14 protein-coding genes and 1 tRNA gene are annotated in these 16,151 nt (G+C 69.5%); 7 read left to right on the top strand and 8 right to left on the bottom strand.

Annotation, left to right across the window (positions count from 1 at the left end; translation table 11 throughout):
* Positions 1 to 38 precede the first annotated feature (38 nt).
* A complete protein-coding gene (locus tag CS062_RS08880) occupies positions 39 to 1,688 on the top strand; it encodes a ShlB/FhaC/HecB family hemolysin secretion/activation protein (protein WP_099861291.1) in 1,650 nt (549 codons plus the stop codon).
* On the opposite strand, the gene CS062_RS25750 is transcribed toward CS062_RS08880, so the two are convergent.
* Complete coding sequence (locus CS062_RS25750; protein ID WP_143742295.1) at positions 1,672 to 2,064, bottom strand: response regulator; 393 nt, start codon at positions 2,062 to 2,064, stop codon at positions 1,672 to 1,674. The genes CS062_RS08880 and CS062_RS25750 overlap by 17 nt on opposite strands.
* Positions 2,065 to 2,229: 165 nt before the next feature.
* On the opposite strand from CS062_RS25750, the gene CS062_RS08875 reads away from it, so the two are divergent.
* Positions 2,230 to 4,602 (top strand): hybrid sensor histidine kinase/response regulator, encoded by a 2,373-nt coding sequence (locus CS062_RS08875; RefSeq protein ID WP_158238717.1) that lies wholly within the window; start codon positions 2,230 to 2,232, stop codon positions 4,600 to 4,602.
* Positions 4,603 to 4,633: 31 nt separating this feature from the next.
* On the opposite strand, the gene CS062_RS08870 is transcribed toward CS062_RS08875, so the two are convergent.
* Both CS062_RS08870 and CS062_RS25745 read right to left on the bottom strand, forming a co-directional pair.
* Positions 4,634 to 5,155, bottom strand: coding sequence for an SH3 domain-containing protein (locus CS062_RS08870; protein ID WP_099861289.1), 522 nt, complete (start codon positions 5,153 to 5,155; stop codon positions 4,634 to 4,636).
* A 127-nt stretch (positions 5,156 to 5,282) separates the two neighbouring features.
* Positions 5,283 to 6,236 carry a hypothetical protein gene (locus tag CS062_RS25745; RefSeq protein WP_143742292.1) on the bottom strand — a complete coding sequence of 318 codons (954 nt, stop codon included), beginning with the start codon at positions 6,234 to 6,236 and terminating at the stop codon, positions 5,283 to 5,285.
* Positions 6,237 to 6,623: 387 nt separating this feature from the next.
* On the opposite strand from CS062_RS25745, the gene CS062_RS08860 reads away from it, so the two are divergent.
* Both CS062_RS08860 and CS062_RS08855 read left to right on the top strand, forming a co-directional pair.
* Entirely contained in the window at positions 6,624 to 7,496 is an 873-nt protein-coding gene (locus CS062_RS08860; protein ID WP_099861287.1) for a restriction endonuclease, read from the top strand.
* 103 nt (positions 7,497 to 7,599) lie between these two features.
* Complete coding sequence (locus tag CS062_RS08855) at positions 7,600 to 8,553, top strand: HNH endonuclease (RefSeq protein WP_099861286.1); 954 nt, start codon at positions 7,600 to 7,602, stop codon at positions 8,551 to 8,553.
* Positions 8,554 to 8,603: 50 nt separating this feature from the next.
* Here CS062_RS08855 and CS062_RS08850 read toward each other — a convergent pair.
* Positions 8,604 to 8,680, bottom strand: a tRNA-Ile gene (locus CS062_RS08850).
* A gap of 108 nt (positions 8,681 to 8,788) precedes the next feature.
* Positions 8,789 to 9,802, bottom strand: coding sequence for a heat-inducible transcriptional repressor HrcA (hrcA, locus tag CS062_RS08845; protein WP_099861285.1), 1,014 nt, complete (start codon positions 9,800 to 9,802; stop codon positions 8,789 to 8,791).
* 82 nt (positions 9,803 to 9,884) lie between these two features.
* On the opposite strand from hrcA, the gene CS062_RS08840 reads away from it, so the two are divergent.
* The 3 genes from CS062_RS08840 to rapZ are packed head-to-tail and all read left to right on the top strand — an operon-like array spanning position 9,885 to position 13,380.
* On the top strand, positions 9,885 to 10,760 hold the full coding sequence (locus tag CS062_RS08840) for an NAD kinase (protein ID WP_099861284.1): 876 nt from the start codon (positions 9,885 to 9,887) through the stop codon (positions 10,758 to 10,760).
* On the top strand, positions 10,760 to 12,457 hold the full coding sequence (gene recN / locus CS062_RS08835) for a DNA repair protein RecN (protein WP_199174203.1): 1,698 nt from the start codon (positions 10,760 to 10,762) through the stop codon (positions 12,455 to 12,457). Before CS062_RS08840 ends, recN begins: the two co-directional genes overlap by 1 nt.
* On the top strand, positions 12,454 to 13,380 hold the full coding sequence (gene rapZ, locus CS062_RS08830; RefSeq protein WP_099861283.1) for an RNase adapter RapZ: 927 nt from the start codon (positions 12,454 to 12,456) through the stop codon (positions 13,378 to 13,380). The genes recN and rapZ overlap by 4 nt, the downstream gene beginning before the upstream one ends.
* 36 nt (positions 13,381 to 13,416) lie before the next feature.
* On the opposite strand, the gene CS062_RS08825 is transcribed toward rapZ, so the two are convergent.
* From CS062_RS08825 to mutM, 3 genes are all read right to left on the bottom strand, one after another.
* A complete protein-coding gene (locus CS062_RS08825; protein WP_099861282.1) occupies positions 13,417 to 13,776 on the bottom strand; it encodes a hypothetical protein in 360 nt (119 codons plus the stop codon).
* A 220-nt stretch (positions 13,777 to 13,996) separates the two neighbouring features.
* Positions 13,997 to 15,052 carry an A/G-specific adenine glycosylase gene (gene mutY / locus CS062_RS08820; protein WP_099861281.1) on the bottom strand — a complete coding sequence of 352 codons (1,056 nt, stop codon included), beginning with the start codon at positions 15,050 to 15,052 and terminating at the stop codon, positions 13,997 to 13,999.
* A 170-nt stretch (positions 15,053 to 15,222) separates the two neighbouring features.
* A complete protein-coding gene (gene mutM, locus CS062_RS08815; protein WP_099861280.1) occupies positions 15,223 to 16,074 on the bottom strand; it encodes a bifunctional DNA-formamidopyrimidine glycosylase/DNA-(apurinic or apyrimidinic site) lyase in 852 nt (283 codons plus the stop codon).
* Positions 16,075 to 16,151: the final 77 nt, after the last annotated feature.

The raw sequence follows: 16,151 nt of genomic DNA, 5'->3' as shown, positions 1-16,151 counted from the left end.
TCCGGATGATTCAGATGTTTGGAAGAAGGCCCTTGCCCGTGTCGAAGTTCTCCCGTTCCTGGCCAGCGCTGGCGCTGGCCGGCGCCGCCCTGGCGCCCGCTGTCCTGCCGACGATCGCCCGCGCGCAATCCGCGCCGCCGGTGCTGCCGCCCGCCGCCGATCCGGCGCTGCAGGAGCAGGAGCGCCTGCGCCGCGAGCAACAGCTGCAGCAGCGCGAGGCCGCGCCGCCGGCGAAGCGCGACGGCAAGCCCGCCGCCGCGACCGACGACGGTCCCTCGTTCGTGCTGCAACGGGTGCGCTTCAGCGCCTCCCGCCATCTGCAGCGCGAGCAGCTGGCGACGCTGACCCAGCCGCTGCTGGGCAAGCCGATCCGCTGGAGCGATCTGCAGGCGCTGCTGGAGCGGGTGAACCAGCTCTATCGCGACCTGGGCATCTACACCGCCGCCGCGACGCTGCCGGAGCAGCAGGTGCAGGACGGCACGGTGGTGGTGCAGCTGGTCGAGGGGCGGGTCGGCCAGGTGCTGGTGGCGGAGAACCGCTACCTGTCGGACGGCTGGGTGCGCGGTTGGGTCGGCGGCGTCCAGCCCGGTGGCGACGTGGATGCGCGCCGGCTGGAGGCCGACCTCGCCCGCTTCAATCGCGTCAACGACGCGCGCCTGCAGGCCTCGCTGAAAGCGGGTCAGGCCTTCGGCGAGACCGACCTGGTCCTGGCGGTGCAGGAGCCGGCCCGCACCAGCGGCCAGGTCTTCGTCGACAACTACGGCTACGCCAGCACCGGCCGCGCCGAGGCCGGTGTCGTGCTGCGCCGCCAGGCGCTGCTCAGCGAAGGCGACCGGGCGGTGGGCCATGTCAGCGGCTCGCGCGGGACGCGGGCGCTGTCCCTGTCGTACTCGGCCCCGGCGGGCACCAGCGGCTGGCGCTTCGGCGGCTCCGCCTCGGCCAGTAGCACCCGCATGGTGGCCGGCGACTTCGCCGCGCTGAATGTCAAGGGCAGCGGCCACAGCGTCGGCCTGGACGCCAGCGTGCTGGCGCACTCCGCCGACACCTGGTGGTGGAGCGCCACCGGCAGCGTCCAGGTAGCCGACTCCGGCAACGACGTGGCCGGCGCCGCGGTGAGCCGCTACCAGGTGACGCGGCTGAACATCGGCGCGCCGCTGACCGTCACCGGCGCCGGCTGGCAATGGAACTTCAACCCGGTGCTGACGCAGGCGCGTGCCCGCAACAAGCTGCTGCCGGATCAATCGATCAACGCCACCCTGTTCACCGGCGACAGCACCCTCGCCTGGCGCTTCGCTCAGGATTGGTACGTGCTGGGGCAACTGAGCTGGCAGCTCAGCAACCGCAAGAGCCTGCCCGGCGCGCTGGCCTTCTCGGTGGGCGGGCCGGTATCGGTGCGCGGCTATGAGCCCGGCCAGATCAGCGGCGACGAGGGCTTCACCACAGGCTGGGAACTGCACGCCGACGGCTGGTCGCCGGGAGGCACGCGGGTGGATCTGTTCGCCTTCGTCGACACCAGCCGGGTGCGCTCGATCAATCCCAGCGTGCGTCCGACCGCCGCGGGCCTGGGCGCGAACTGGTCCGGCTGGCAGGGCCTGACGCTCAGCCTGACCGCCGGCCGCGAGCTCAGCACCGTGGTGCCGGAGCAGCGCGGCTGGCACGCCTACGTGCGCCTCAGCCGGTCCTTCTGAGCGCGGCGTCCACCTCGGCGTGGACGCGGGCGACGATGTCGCCCAGCGGCGCCTGCTTCGACTGCCCGGGATGGCCGTCGAGCGCATCGCCCCGGGCGCTGAACTCGGCCGGCGTGTAGGCGCCGGTCAGGAACATCAGCGCGACCGACGCGGTGTCCGGCGTCTGGGCGAGGGTGCGTGCCACGTCGCCGCCGTCCATGCCCGGCATCTCCAGGTCACAGACGATCAGGTCGGGCCGCTCGCGCCGCACGGCCGCCAGCGCCTGCTCCGGCTGATGCAGCACCGCCACGTCGTAGCGGCCGCCCAGCACGATGCACAGGCAGTCGGTGATGGCCTGGTCGTCGTCGATCAGCAGCAGCTTGCGGCGCGAGGTCATGGGGCTGGGCGGGAGGAGGCGCACGGCCGCAGTGTGGCGGCGAAGTGTGTAGGAATCGCGGAGAGCGCGGTCGTCGCGCTGCGCGCGGCGCGCCGCCGTTGCTATCCTGCCCGCGCCGCCTCCGCCTTCATCCGCCGCTTCGTCCGCTGTTTCGTCCGCCCGCCCGTGCACGCCCTCCTGCCATCTGTCGTCGCCCGCCTGCTGCCCTGGGTCCTGCTCCTGCTGGGCGCCCTGACGGCCCTGCCCGCGCGCGCGGACGCCGGCTTCTGCGCCGACTGGGTCGCCCAGGACCTCCCCGTCGCCGCCCTGCCGCCCGCCGGCACTGCCCTGACGCCCCTGGGCTGCGACGTAGCCGCCATACGCGCCACGCTGCCCGACCGCGATCGCGGCAGCTGGGTGCAACTGCGCTTCTCCTCCGCCATGCCGCAGGCGCCGGTGCTGATGGTGGAGACACCGCTGGCGCCCCGGGTAACGCTGGTGCTGCCCGACGGTCGTCGGCTGGTACGCAGCAAGCTGAAGGTGCCCGCGGACGGCGAGGCCTCGTCGCTGGCGCTGTCCTTTCCCCTACCCGCCACGCTGAAGGCGGGCGAGGTGCTGTGGCTGCATGTCGAGGACCGCCTGCCGACGCCGCTCACCCTGCGTCTGCTGGACGGCCCGACCTGGGAAGCGCGCGACCGCAACAAGCTGGTGCGGATGTCCGTGCTGTCGGCCTTGCTGGGCGCCTTCGCGCTGGTGGCGCTGGGCTACTGGGTCGTGCTGCGCCAGCGCATGTTTGGCTTCTACACGCTGCATGTGGTGACGCTGCTGCTGTTCATCGGGGCGAGCGTGGGCTTCCTCTATGCGTGGCCGGGCGCCGGCGTGCTGGCGCCCTTCGGGCACCGGACGCAGTGGGCGCTGGGCGCGTGGTCGGTCGGCTGCGTGGTGGCGTTCGCGCGGGACTTCCTCGGCCTGCGCGCCGCCTTGCCGCGCGTCGCCCGCGGCTTCGACCTGACCGCCGGGGTGCTGCTCGCCGGCGGCCTGCTGGTGCTGCCGCTGGACTGGGACTGGTTCGGCATGGCGCTGTCCGTGGTCAGCCTGAGCGTCAGCGTGCTGCTGCTGCCGGTGGCTGCGGCGGTGGCGCGGCGCGGCAGTCGCTACGCGTGGTACTTCCTCGTCGGCTGGGGGCCGCTGGCGGCGGCCGGCCTGATGCGTGCGCTGCAGGGGCTGGGCGTCAGCGTCCCGCCCGATGTGCCGCATCTCTACGCGGTGGGCGTCGTCTGCGAGGCGGTGGTGCTGACGTTGGGCCTGGCGGACCAGGTGCTCTCCATCCGGCGGGAGCGCGATCATGCCTTGCTGGCGGCGGCGCAGGCGCGTCAGCTCGAGCTGCAGAACGAGATGCTCAAGGAGAACGTGAAGCTGCGGGAGCAGGTCGACCGCATGAGCCGGCACGACCTGAAGACGCCGCTGATCAGCATCGTCTCGACACCGCGGCTGCTGCACGAGCTGGGTCCGCTGAGCCCCGAGCAGCAACTGCTGTTGCGGCGGGTGGAGCGTGCCGGCTATCGCGCGCTCAACATGGTGAACCTGTCGCTGGACCTGATGAAGATGGAGCAAGGCTGCTATGACTGGCAGCCCGGCCCGGTGGACCTGGCGGCGGTGCTGCAGCGGGTGCGCGCCGACCTGACCTCGCTGGAAGCGGCGCATGGGGTGCGGGTGAGCGTGCAGCGCCACGGGGGACTGTGGCCGGTAGCGCGGGCCGAGGAGACGCTGTGCTACTCGATCCTGGCCAACCTGCTGAAGAACGCGGTGGAGGCGGCGCCTTCGGGCAGCGAGGTGCGGGTGTGGTTCGACACCGTCGAGACCGGCTGGGTCGGCCTGCACATCCACAACGAAGGCGCGGTGCCGATCGAGGTGCGGGAGCGCTTCTTCGACAAGTACGTCAGCCACGGCAAGCGCGACGGCAGCGGCTTCGGCACCTACTCGGCGCGGCTGATGGCGCGCATGCAGCAGGGCGAGGTGCTGCTGCGCACCAGCGAGCGCGAGGGCACGACGCTGATCCTGCGCCTGAAGGCGGCGAGCGCGGAGGAGACGGAGTTCCTCGAGACCGGCCCGGCCTCGCTGGCGATGCCGCTGGCGCCGCTGCCCGAGCCCGAGGGGGCCTTGCCGCAGGTGAGCGTGCTGCTGGTGGACGACGACGAGTACAACCTGCTGGCGCTGCGCCGCTGCTTCCCGTTCCCGGGCGCGGAGGTGGTCACGGCGACGCAGGGGCGCGAGGCGCTGCAGGCGCTGTCCGAGCGGGCTTTCGATGCGGTGTTCCTGGACCTCGAGATGCCGGGCATGAGCGGGTTCGAGGTCGTGCAGGCGCTGCGGCGCCACGAGCAGCTGAGCGGCGAGCCGCCGTGCTTCGTGGTCGCGCTGTCGGCGCATGACGGCGCGGCGATGCGGGAGCAGGCGCTGGCGCAGGGGTTCGATCGGTATGCCACCAAGCCGGTGTCGCCGGAGGAGGTGCGGCAGTTGTTGAGGGTGGCGGCGAGAGGGATGGGGAGGGAGGCGGTGTGAGAGGGCTTGTGGCGACGCCGCCGCGGCGTCTCTACAAGCCGTCGCAGACCGTTTCCTGAGACCCGCAGATCTTGTCCACCCAGAGGCGGAAGCGACCTGGAGGCAGGCCGGCGCGGGCAGCGGGAGCGATGTTCAGCGCCTTCCGCTCTTCCGCGGGGAGCTTCGCATCGACGTACTCCACCTGCGCCCACGGCCCGTGGCACGCCGCGAGCGAACTGGCGCTGACCATCACGTCGCTGTCGAACATCTGCTCGTCGTCGAGCTTGAGCCAGACCGGTGCTTGAGCGTCGGGGCGAGCGCGGCCGACACGGGCCTGAGGCTTCACCACGAGCTTCTTGCCCGAGACCCAGCCTTCACCCGCGAATGTCGGCCGCGGTGGTTGGCCGGTCAGGTCCTCGTCATCCCGCGCATTTCGGATTCGGAACCAACCGGCGTCGCTCGCGGTGATCTCGACACGGATGCGGATCCAGCTGCCGGAGGCCTTGTCGACCCAGACGGGCGGCAGCGTGCCCAGCACGCGGGCTTTCGCATTCGGCGCGGCGCGGACGTTCAAGCCGGCAGGGTCGGTTTCCTCGACGAAGGCGACGATCGAGCACGGCGTGGCGGGCGGCGGTGCGTCGGCGTGAGAAGCACCGGCGAATGCAGCGAGTGAGAGCGTCGCGAGGACGCGCAGCGGGGATTCAGCGGCAGTCGACCAGGACATAGAAGAACTTGGGGCGTGCGCCGAGTGAGCCAAGGAAGCGAGGATAGTGGTTCTGAGGCACCGTCTGGCAGCCTGCCGACCAGGTGTTCACCGCCGGGTTGGTGGTTGGACCTCCCTGGTGGATGTACATGGTCCGTCCGACACCATGACGATCGATTCGATCACGGTCCGCCAAGGTGAAGCGCCCGTCTCCATCGGTATCGCGCTCGACCGTCTGATCCGTGGTGGCCCAGAAGGCGCGGTCCTTCAAGAAGATCCTGGGAAGCTCGGTGAAGAAGTAGGTGCCGGCGGCGAGCCGGCCCGCGTCACGGATGCCGTCCCTGTCCACGTCGGCACCGTGGGCCTCCTTGAATCGGACGTCCTTGTAGCGGGCATCGACGCGCGCTCCGCTGGCGGTGACCGATGCCCGCTGAGCGTATTGCGCGGTCGGCTCGGTGGTCGCCGGAAAGAGATGGGCATGACCTCGCTGCCCCCACGCGTTCAGGACCACGATGTAGTCGTCGTAAATGCCGCGCCCCTTGTTTGCGAGCGTCGACGTGTCTTGACGCAGTCCAAGCAAGACGACGCGCCCTTCCCTGATCGCGGCACTCGCGGCTGGCTTCCCGCGTTGACGAACGAGAGCCTCACAGAACGCGTAGGCCACAGACGATGAAAAGAACTGCGTTCGGGGGAACGCTGGGCGGTCCTGTCTGTCGAGGAACCAACGCAAGAGCAGCGCATTGCCGTCAGGCCGAGCGGTCAGCGTCGCGCGTGCCGAAGGCGAAAGCGACGGATCGGCGAAGCGACCGACTGTCGCTGAAAGAAGAGACGGAAGAGGCGCCACCTCGGTCCGCCACAGGTTCATGGCGGCCTCCGGCTCCTGCTGCGCGAGGGCAGTGAATCGAGCGGCAAGCGCTCGAAGATCGGGGGTATATCGGTTCGCGACAGCCATCGGCATCCATCCCTGTCCGTGTGCCATGTGGGCATGGCGTTGTTTGGGACGACTATAGGGACGAGGCTTTCGACGGCGGTGGACGAAGGTCATACGGGGCACGCGAGGCCTCCAGCCCTTCTCGCCGGGGCCGGCACGGGCAAGGCAATCCAAGGGTGGCGGCGGGAGGCGCTGCAAACGCCGCGGCCGCAGACAGGAATGCCTCATTGGCCGGGGTCGTCTGGACCTTGTTGCTTTGGACAGGCGCGTCGGGGAAGGGATTCCAGCCGACGGCCGGCGGCGAAGGTGTGCAGTCGATAACGGTTCGGGCGGCTTGTCGCGAAAGCCCGATGGTCCTCGGGAGAGGCGGTCACGATACTCGGCGGACATCTTCCGGGAGAGAGCCGAATGGCCAGAAGAAGAACGAAGTCCTCGGGAGAGGGCTGGATTGATCTGTTTGCGCTGATGCCGTGGTGGGTCTGCGTCGGGTTAGCCATTACCGCTTACGTCGCACTACACGCATGGGCGGAGCGGCCGGCGCCAAAGCTGCAACCTGGGGCACTCGCCCCGCAGCTCGATACGGTGATGATCGGCGCGACATTGAAGGGATTCGCCGCAGTTGGGCAGTACGTCTTACCGATCGCTTTGCTTGCGAGCGCGGTCGTGTCAGCCGTCCGCCGCAAGCAACGAAAAGAGCTGTTGGCCCAAGCCGCGGAGGGTCAGGACCTCTCAGCCGTCGATGGCATGAGTTGGCTTGAATTCGAGCTGCTCATCGGAGAGAGCTTTCGTCAGAAGGGCTATGTCGTGATCGAAACCGGCGGTGGCGGTGCCGACGGCGGAGTCGACCTCGTGCTGCGCCGACCCGCGTCCAATGGCAGCGAAACCTACCTGGTTCAGTGCAAGCACTGGCGCGCCTACAAGGTTGGCGTCGACGTTGTGCGTGAGCTTTACGGCGTGATGGCCGCACGAGGGGCCGCTGGCGGGTTCGTGGTGACCGCGGGGAGGTTCACGAAGGAGGCAATGGCCTTCGCCTCGGGACGGAACGTGCGGTTGATCGACGGGGCGAAATTGAAGGGGATGCTCGCCGAGGTGCCGGCGTCTTTGGCGAAGCCCGAGCGGCAGCCAGAGGCAACGGACGCCTCGGCGCTCACAACGATGGTGGTCTGCCCGTCCTGCTCGCAACCAATGGTCAAGCGCTTGGCCAAGCGTGGACCAAATGCGGGACAGGCTTTTTATGGTTGCTCGGCGTATCCCGTGTGCAAAAGCACAAGGCCGATGTGATCGTGCGGAGCGGTGTCCCTGCGGCTCCGCACGATCAAACGCCCTACCGCTGACACATTGGTGCTAGTTGGAGGCTACATTCCGCTCCCAAGGGAGCAAAGGAATGTCAGCAAAATCAAGTGCGCATTGGTGGGTCAATCACAAGCAGACCTTCCAGCAAGAATTCGAAGGCGGCTACCTCTGGAGTCCGAAAACTTCAGCCTCCGGTGCCAACAATGAGTTCTATAACAACATGCGCCGCGCCCAGCCTGGCGACACCGTGGTGTCGTATGCCGACGGACGCATTCGCGCAGTGGGTGTCGTTAGCGACACAGCCACCACAGCACCAAAGCCGACAAGCTTCCGTTCCGTCGGATCGAATTGGTCCGAATGGGGATGGCTTCTGCCTGTGCAATGGCAGCCCGTTCAAGTCGAAGCGCGCCCAACGGATGATCTTGCGCGGCTATTACCTGCTCTGCCACGAAAATACTCCCCGCTGAGGACATCAACGGGAAAGGGTAATCAGGGCGCTTATCTGTCCGAGATTGGCGCCGATCTCATGGCACTGGTAATGGAATGGACGCAGGGACTTCGCGGACTGCCTCAGCCGCCTTGTGACACTGCTGTGATCCTGGAACAGGTCGAAGAGAAAGAATGCGAAGAGATTCAGAGCGATTCTTCGCTGTCGCAGTCGGAGAGGGCCACGCTGATCCTTGCCAGAAAGGGCCAAGGGGCGTTTCGGGATCAAGTGATCCGCCTTCACGAAAGATGCGTCGTGACTGGCGTCAGAGATCTCCGTCTACTCCGAGCAAGCCACATTAAACCTTGGCGACTGTGCACGACATCGATGGAGCGTCTTGATCCTCGAAATGGTCTTTTGTTAGCACCTAATCTGGATCAGCTCTTCGACAAGGGCCTGATTTCGTTCGGTGAGGATGGCTCATTAATCGTGTCGTCAACGCTCGATGAGCGGGATGTGAACGCGTTGGGGCTACGTCAATACATAACCGTGAAAGTCCCACTCGCGGCGCATTCGAGCTTTATTCAATACCACAGGGAAGAAATTTTCATCCCGTAGAGTCAATGGAGTCCCAATCGGGCGATCAAGGACCATCGGGAAAAGGATATTGGTAGGCCGTACAGGACTTGAACCTGTGACCAAAGGATTATGAGTCCTCTGCTCTAACCAACTGAGCTAACGGCCCCCTGGGGGTAATGCGCATATACGAACCCTGGCGGATTCGTGCTCCGGCCTTGCACCGGAGCGGCGGATTCTAACGGTGCGCCAGCGCGCTCCCGCCGAGCACCCGCCTCTACTTCTGCGACAGCGCGTTGCTCACCATCCTCGACGTGATGTCGACGATCTCGATCATCCGGTCGTATGCCATCCGCGTCGGCCCGATGACCCCCAGCGTCCCGACCACCTCGCCATCGACCTCATACGGCGCCGACACGATGGACAGTTCCTCCACCGGCACCACCTGGCTCTCGCCGCCGATGTAGATCCGCACGCCCTCCGCGCGCGACGACACATCCAGCAGCCGCATCAGCTGCGTCTTCTGCTCGAAGAGGTCGAACATCCGCCGCAGGCTGCCCATGTCGTGGCTGAAGTCCTGCACCGTCAGCAGATTGCGCTCGCCGGAAATGATCATCGGCTCGTGTTCCTGCAGCCCCTGCTGCCCCACGTCCACCGCCGCGCTCATCAGCTTGGCGATCTCCCCGCGCAGCTGGTCCACCTCCGAGCGCAAGCGGTCCCGCACCACGTCCAGGCTCAGCCCCGCGTAATGCGCATTCAGCCGGTTGCTCGCCTCCGTCAGGTCCGACTGCGACAGGTCCTGCGCCGTGAACACCAGCCGGTTCTGCACGTCCCCGTCGGGCGACACCATGATCACCAGCACCCGGCGCTCGCCCAGCCGCAGGAACTCGATGTGGTGGAACACCGCCGTCTTGCGCGGCGACGTCACCACGCCCACGAAACTCGACAGGCTGCTCAGCAGCTGCGCCGCGTTGGCGATCACCCGTTGCGGCTGATCCGGCAGCAGCTGGCTTTCGAAGGAACCCGCCTCGCGCGGCATCCCCGGCTTGGCCGTCAGCAGCGTGTCCACGAACAGCCGGTAGCCCCGCGCCGTCGGAATCCGCCCCGCGCTCGTGTGCGGGCTGGCGATCAGACCCAGCTCCTCCAGGTCGGCCATCACGTTGCGGATCGTCGCCGGGCTCAGCTCCAGCCCCGACGCCTTCGACAGCGTGCGGGAGCCCACCGGCTGGCCGTCGGCGATGTACCGCTCCACCAGAGCCTTCAGCAGTGTTTTCGCGCGGTCGTCGAGCATGGTTTTCATTCTAGTGAAGCCATCAGCGGCACCCCTTCCCAGCCCCGGGCCCCGCCACCTCGCTGTGGTGTAATTCCGCGCTATGTCCAAGCGCTTCCGTCACGTGGCCATCGTCGGAAAACCCCAGGCCCGGGGTATCCGGCCCATCCTGGAAGAGATTGCCGATTTTGTCGCCTCCCAGGGATTGGATGTTTCCCTGGAACAGGAAACCGCCGACAGCACCGGCATCACCGCCTTCCCCGCATTGACCCATGCCGAACTCGGCACCCAGTGCGACCTGGCGATCGTCGTCGGCGGCGACGGCACCATGCTCGGCTTCGCCCGCCAGGTCGCCCGCTACGGCCTGCCCCTGGTCGGCATCAACCAGGGCCGCCTGGGCTTCATCACCGACATCTCCGCCGACCAGTTCCGCGACGCCCTCGCCCCCATCCTCGCCGGCGACTTCGAGATCGAGCACCGCTCCCTGCTCGAAGGCGCGGTCTTCCGCGACGGCGAGCAGATCTTCTCCGGCGTGGCCCTCAACGACGTCGTCGTCTCCCGCGGCGCCACCGCCGCCATGGTCGAGCTGCGCGTCGACGTCGGCGACGAGTTCGTCGCCAACATGCGCGCCGACGGCGTCATCGTCGGCACCCCCACCGGCTCCACCGCCTATGCGCTGTCCGCCGGCGGCCCGATCCTCCATCCCGGCATCGCCGGCTGGGTGCTGCTGCCGATCGCGTCCCATGCGCTCTCCAACCGCCCGATCGTCCTGCCCGACAGCGGCGAGGTGCGCCTCACGATCGTCGCCGGCCGCGACGCGTCGGTGAACTTCGACATGCAATCCCTCGCCTCGCTGCTGCACGGCGACTGCATCACCGTGCGCCGCTCCCAGCACCGCGCGCCCTTCCTGCATCCGCGCGGCTGGTCCTACTACGCCACGCTGCGCCGCAAGCTCCGCTGGAACGAAGGAAACACCTGATGCTGCGCCGTCTGAGCCTCAAGGACTTCGTCATCGTCCCGGCGCTGGAGCTGGACTTCGCCGCCGGCTTCTCCGCCCTCACCGGCGAAACCGGCGCCGGCAAATCCATCCTGATCGACGCGCTGCAGCTGGCCCTGGGCTCGCGCGGCGACGCCGCCGTCGTGCGCGAGGGCGCCGCCCGCGCCGAGATCTCCGCCGAGTTCGACCGCCCCGCCGCCCTCGCCGCCTGGCTGGAGGAAGCCGGCTTCGACACCACCGACGGCGCCGAGGACACGCTGCTGCTGCGCCGCGTCATCGACGCCCAGGGCAAGAGCCGCGCGTGGATCAACGGCGGCACCGCCACCGTCGCCCAATTGCGCGAGCTGGCCGAGCACCTGCTCGACATCCACGGCCAGCACGCCTGGCAAGGCCTGACCCGCCCGGCCAGCGTGCGCGAGCTGCTGGACAGCTTCGCCCAGATCGAGACCCGGCCGATGGCCGCCGCCTTCGCCGACTGGCGCCAGGCGAGCGAGGCGCTGGCCGCCGCGCAGTCGAAGCAGGCGGACCTGGCGCGCGAGCATGAGCGCCTGAGCTGGCAGATCGGCGAGGTCGACCGCCTCGCGCCCGGCGCCGACGAATGGGACGAGCTCAACGCGGAGCACCAGCGTCTCTCGCATGCGCAATCGCTGATGGATGCCGCGCGCGGCGCGCTCGAGCGCATCGCCGAGGCCGAGATCAATGCCGAGTCGCTGACCGACGAGGCCCTGTCCGCGCTGCAGGACGTGGTCGGCTATGACGCCGGCCTGCAGGACACCGTCAATGCGCTGCTCGGCGCGCAGGCCCAGTTGCAGGACGCCGCCCACAGCCTGGGGGCCTACCTGCATGCCGCGGACCTCGATCCGGACCGGCTGCAGCAGCTCGACGACCGGCTGTCCGCCTGGGTCACGCTCGCCCGCCGCTATCGCCGCCAGCCGGCCGAGCTGCCGGCCCTGCTCGCGGAATGGAAGGCCGAGCTCGCGCAGCTCGACGCCGCCTCGGATCTCGACGCGCTGCAGGCCCGGCAGGCCGCCGCGCTCAAGCGCTATCAGAAGGAAGCCAAGGCGGTCAGCACCGCGCGCGCCAAGGCGGCGCCGGCGCTGTCGAACGCGGTGTCGCAGGCGATGCAGCAGCTGGGCATGGCCGGCGGCCGATTCGAGGTCGCGCTGCTGCCGCAGGACGAGCCGCAGAGCTTCGGCCTGGAGTCGGCCGAGTTCCTCGTCGCCGGCCACGCCGGCAGCACGCCGCGCCCGCTGGCCAAGGTCGCCTCGGGCGGTGAGCTGTCGCGCATCGCGCTGGCCATCGCCGTCACCACCAGCCAGCAGAACAGCGGCGCCGGCACGCTGATCTTCGACGAGATCGATGCCGGCGTCGGCGGCGCGGTCGCGGAGACCGTCGGCCGCCTGATGAAGCAGCTCGGCCAGCGGGTGCAGGTCCTGGCGGTCACCCACCTGCCGCAGGTCGCCGCCTGCGCCGATCACCACTTCCTCGTGGCCAAGGCGCTCAAGGACGGCAAGACCAACTCCGAGGTCCGCCCGATCGCCGGCGAGGCCCGCACCGCCGAGATCGCCCGGATGCTCGGCGGCGAGCGCCTGTCGTCGACCTCGCTGGCGCATGCGCAGGAGATGCTGGACCTGTCCGCCTCCGCCGTGCCCGCCGCCGGCAGGAAGGTGAAGCCATGAGCGCGCCCCACACCGCGCCGGTGCCGGCGCCCCAGGCCACGCCCAACGCCAACTCGCCGCGCGGCGAGGTCGTGCTCGTCACCGGCATGTCCGGCGGCGGCAAGTCGATCGCGATGCATGCGCTCGAGGACGCCGGCTTCTTCTGCGTCGACAACCTGCCGCCCGAGCTGCTGCCGCAATTCCTCGACCTGGAGCGCGAGCGCGGCTGGCGCCGTGTCGCCATCGCGGTGGACGTGCGCAGCGCCGGCTCGCTGCCGCAGCTGCTGGGCCACATCAAGACGATGCGCCAGGAAGGCGTGTCGCTGCGCTCGATCTTCCTGGACGCCGACGACGACACGTTGATGCGCCGCTTCTCCGAGACCCGCCGCCCGCATCCGCTGCGCGTCGGCAACGAGGACAGCGACACCCACCGCGCGCTGCAGGAGGCGATCGCACTGGAGCGCGAGCTGCTGACGCCGCTGCGGATGGAATCGACCGTCATCGACAGCAGCCAACTCCGCCCGGCGCAGCTGCGCGGCTGGCTGCGCGACCTGGTGCATGTCAGCGGCGCCTCGCTGACGCTGGTGTTCGAGTCCTTCGCGTTCAAGCACGGCGTGCCCAGCGACGCGGACTTCGTCTTCGACGTGCGCGTGCTGCCCAACCCGTATTACGACCGCGAGCTGCGCCCCTTCACCGGCCGCGACGAGCCGGTCGCGGCCTACCTGGAAGGCCAGCCGGAAGTGCGGCTGATGCTCAGCCAGATCGGTGCCTTCATCGCGCAGTGGCTGCCCAATTTCGCGCAGGACCAGCGCAGCTACCTGACGGTGGCCATCGGCTGCACCGGGGGCCAGCACCGCTCGGTCTATCTCGTGGAGACGCTGGCCAGGCAGTTCGCGTACCACGGCCAGGTGCTGAAGCGGCATCGGGAGCTCGACGCCCGCTGAGCCGCGCTCAATCGGAATGGCGCGGGGGCGACCGGCTTACGCCGCGCTCGCCCCGCCCTCCTCGCGGCCCTGCTCCATCTCCTGCACCTGGTTGAACAGCAGGATGCCCAGCACCACCGAGGCGAAGGGCATCAGCACCAGCATCAGGAGCAGCCACAGGACCACATTGCGGTCCGCGCGCTTGAGCGCGATGCCCATGTAGGCGAAGTGCGCGCACAGGCCGGCGAACAGGCCCAGGCCGAACATGGTCAGCTTGGCGGGATCCCCCTCTCCGGGCACCTGCGTCTCGCTGATCAGGAACCACAGGCACACGCCGCTGGCGAGCACGGCGATGAAGGCCGATTCCAGTGCGCTCTTGAGGGCCGCGGCCCGGCCCGGCTTGACGTCGTTCGACATGGTGTCCCTGAATGCGGTGGTGGCGTGCGCGGGCTTTTCGCGGCCCGTTCTGTCAATCGCGGGAGCATAACGGAGCGGCGCCCGTCAGGGACCGGCGGAACCCCGCGGCCGACCCGGAAACCGCGGCGCGGATCGGCCGGGTGAGGCGCCGATCGGCCGCGCTCCCGCTCCTCGGCGCCGGTCGCGCCGCCCGCCCTGCCCCGGCCCGGCGCGCCGCGCTTCAGTCCAGCAGCTTCTTCAGCGGCGCCGGCAGCGCGTACTCGCCCAACCGCTCGCGCGCGACCCACACGCCCTCGCCCGCCGGCCGCGTCTCGCGCGGCAGCAGCGCCCGGCGCGGATGCAGCAGCCAATCGAAATGGGTCAGCACATGCTTGACCCGCGGCAGCGGCTCCGGCGCCGCCACGCCCAGCGCGGCGCTCTGGGCCGTCAGCGCGGCCTCGTCGTCGAACAGCGGCAGCGTCCAGAGCCCGCCCCAGACGCCCTCGGCCGGCCGCTGCTGCAGCCAGACGCGGCCCTCGTGCTCCAGCCACAGCCACCAGCTTTCCCGCTGGCCGCGCTTGAGCTTCTTCGTCTTGACCGGATAGCGGGTGGGCTCGCCTTCCGCCAGCCCGGTGCACAGCGCCGCCACCGGGCACAGCAGGCACTGCGGGCTGCGCGTCGCGCACAGGCTGGCGCCGAGGTCCATCAGGCCTTGCGTGTACGCGGGCATGTCCTCGGGCGACGACGGCAGCAGCGCCTCGGCCCGGCGCCACAGGCGCTTCTCCTGCGCGGCCGAGGACAGGTCGCCGTCGAAGGCCAGCAGCCGGCCCAGCACGCGCTTGACGTTGCCATCGAGGATGGCCACGCGCTCGCCGAAGCAGAAGGACGCGATCGCCGCCGCCGTCGAACGCCCGATGCCGGGCAGCTCGGCCAGTTCGGCGGCGCTGCGCGGGAAGGCGCCGCCATGGCGCTCGACGACCGCCTGCGCGCACTTGTGCAGGTTGCGGGCCCGGCTGTAGTAGCCCAGCCCGGCCCAGGCCGCCATGACCTCGTCGTTCGGCGCCGCCGCCAGCGCGGCCACGTCGGGGAAGCGCTCGAGGAAGCGCTTGTAGTAGCCCAGCACCGTCGTCACCTGCGTCTGCTGCAGCATGATTTCCGACAGCCACACCCGGTACGGGTCGCGCGTGTTCTGCCACGGCAGGTCGTGCCGTCCCTCGCGGCGCTGCCAGGCGAGCAGCCGCGGGGCGAAGTCGCCGCGCAGCGCCGCCACGCGGGCGTCGAGGTCGGCGTCGGACATCGGGGAATCGGGATTTCTCAAGGCGGGCTTCTTTGCTGGCGGGTCGTCACAAGGCGGCGTCGGCGTTCTTGCGGTGTCTCTCACGGGGTCCCTCGCGGCGTCCGTCACGGCGTCGGCGCCAAGGCGGCTGACGGCGGGCTTCGCGCTCGGCCGGGCGGGCGTTCCCGGCTTCATCGCTTCTGGCAGACCGGACAGAAGAAGGTCGAGCGCTGCCCTTGCACGATGCGCCGGATCGGCGTGCCGCAGGCCCGGCAGGGTTCGCCTTCGCGACCGTAGACACGCGCCTGCATCTGGAAGCTGCCCGCCACGCCGTGCGCGTCCTTGAAGTCCCGCAGCGTGCTGCCGCCGGCCTCGAGCGCCTCGCCGAGCACCTGCCGCAGCGCCGCCGCCAGCTTCGCCGCGCGCGGCCGGCTCAGCTTGCCCGCCGGCAGCCGGGGGTCGACGCCCGCCAGGAACAGCGCCTCGCACGCATAGATGTTGCCCGCGCCGACGACCACGTCCCCGGCCAGGATCGCCTGCTTCACCGCGACACGCCGGCCGCGGAAGCCTTCATGCAGGTAGGGGCCGTGGAATTCGATGTCGAAGGGCTCCAGCCCGATCCGGGCCAGCAGCTTCGCCGCCGGCTCGACCTCCAGCCCGTCCGACCAGACCACCGCGCCGAAGCGCCGCGGATCGGTCAGCCGCAACACGCCGCGGTCGGTGACCAGCTCGAAGTGGTCGTGCGGCCCGGCGGCCGGCGGCTGCTCGCGAAAGGCCAGCGAGCCCGACATGCCCAGGTGCAGCAACAGGCCGCCGCCAACCTCTTCCGGATGACCGGGCTGCTCGGCCGTCGCGACCAGCGGCAGCCAGATGTACTTGCCGCGGCGCTGGGCCTCGCCGACGCGCCGCCCCACCAGCCGTTCGGCCGCCACGCCCAGCGGCCAGCGCAGCGGTTTTCCCAGCCGCACATCCAGCACGCGCGCGCCGGCGATGGCCGGCGCAAAACTTCGTCGTGTAACTTCAACTTCCGGTAACTCGGGCATCCCGGAATCATAGGCGCGGCGTCTTCGCCGCTTCCCTAGAATGGTCCGCGGCTTGCCCGTCAGGCCTTCCCGCCCAG

The sequence above is a fragment of the Roseateles chitinivorans genome (genome assembly GCF_002761755.1).
Classification (GTDB): domain Bacteria; phylum Pseudomonadota; class Gammaproteobacteria; order Burkholderiales; family Burkholderiaceae_C; genus Roseateles; species Roseateles chitinivorans.
Note: the sequence above shows the minus strand (reverse complement) of the source record. Positions and strands in the feature narration are given on the sequence as shown.

What these genes read in the sequence shown, in the direction of transcription:
- recN (WP_199174203.1), top strand. Translation starts at nt 10,760, where the DNA reads ATGCTGCGCCGTCTGAGCCTCAAGGACTTCGTCATCGTCCCGGCGCTG.
- mutY (WP_099861281.1), bottom strand. Translation starts at nt 15,052, where the DNA reads ATGTCCGACGCCGACCTCGACGCCCGCGTGGCGGCGCTGCGCGGCGAC.
- CS062_RS08855 (WP_099861286.1), top strand. Translation starts at nt 7,600, where the DNA reads ATGTCAGCAAAATCAAGTGCGCATTGGTGGGTCAATCACAAGCAGACC.
- CS062_RS25750 (WP_143742295.1), bottom strand. Translation starts at nt 2,064, where the DNA reads ATGACCTCGCGCCGCAAGCTGCTGCTGATCGACGACGACCAGGCCATC.
- CS062_RS08840 (WP_099861284.1), top strand. Translation starts at nt 9,885, where the DNA reads ATGTCCAAGCGCTTCCGTCACGTGGCCATCGTCGGAAAACCCCAGGCC.
- mutM (WP_099861280.1), bottom strand. Translation starts at nt 16,074, where the DNA reads ATGCCCGAGTTACCGGAAGTTGAAGTTACACGACGAAGTTTTGCGCCG.
- rapZ (WP_099861283.1), top strand. Translation starts at nt 12,454, where the DNA reads ATGAGCGCGCCCCACACCGCGCCGGTGCCGGCGCCCCAGGCCACGCCC.
- CS062_RS08825 (WP_099861282.1), bottom strand. Translation starts at nt 13,776, where the DNA reads ATGTCGAACGACGTCAAGCCGGGCCGGGCCGCGGCCCTCAAGAGCGCA.
- CS062_RS25745 (WP_143742292.1), bottom strand. Translation starts at nt 6,236, where the DNA reads ATGGCTGTCGCGAACCGATATACCCCCGATCTTCGAGCGCTTGCCGCT.
- CS062_RS08860 (WP_099861287.1), top strand. Translation starts at nt 6,624, where the DNA reads ATGGCCAGAAGAAGAACGAAGTCCTCGGGAGAGGGCTGGATTGATCTG.
- hrcA (WP_099861285.1), bottom strand. Translation starts at nt 9,802, where the DNA reads ATGCTCGACGACCGCGCGAAAACACTGCTGAAGGCTCTGGTGGAGCGG.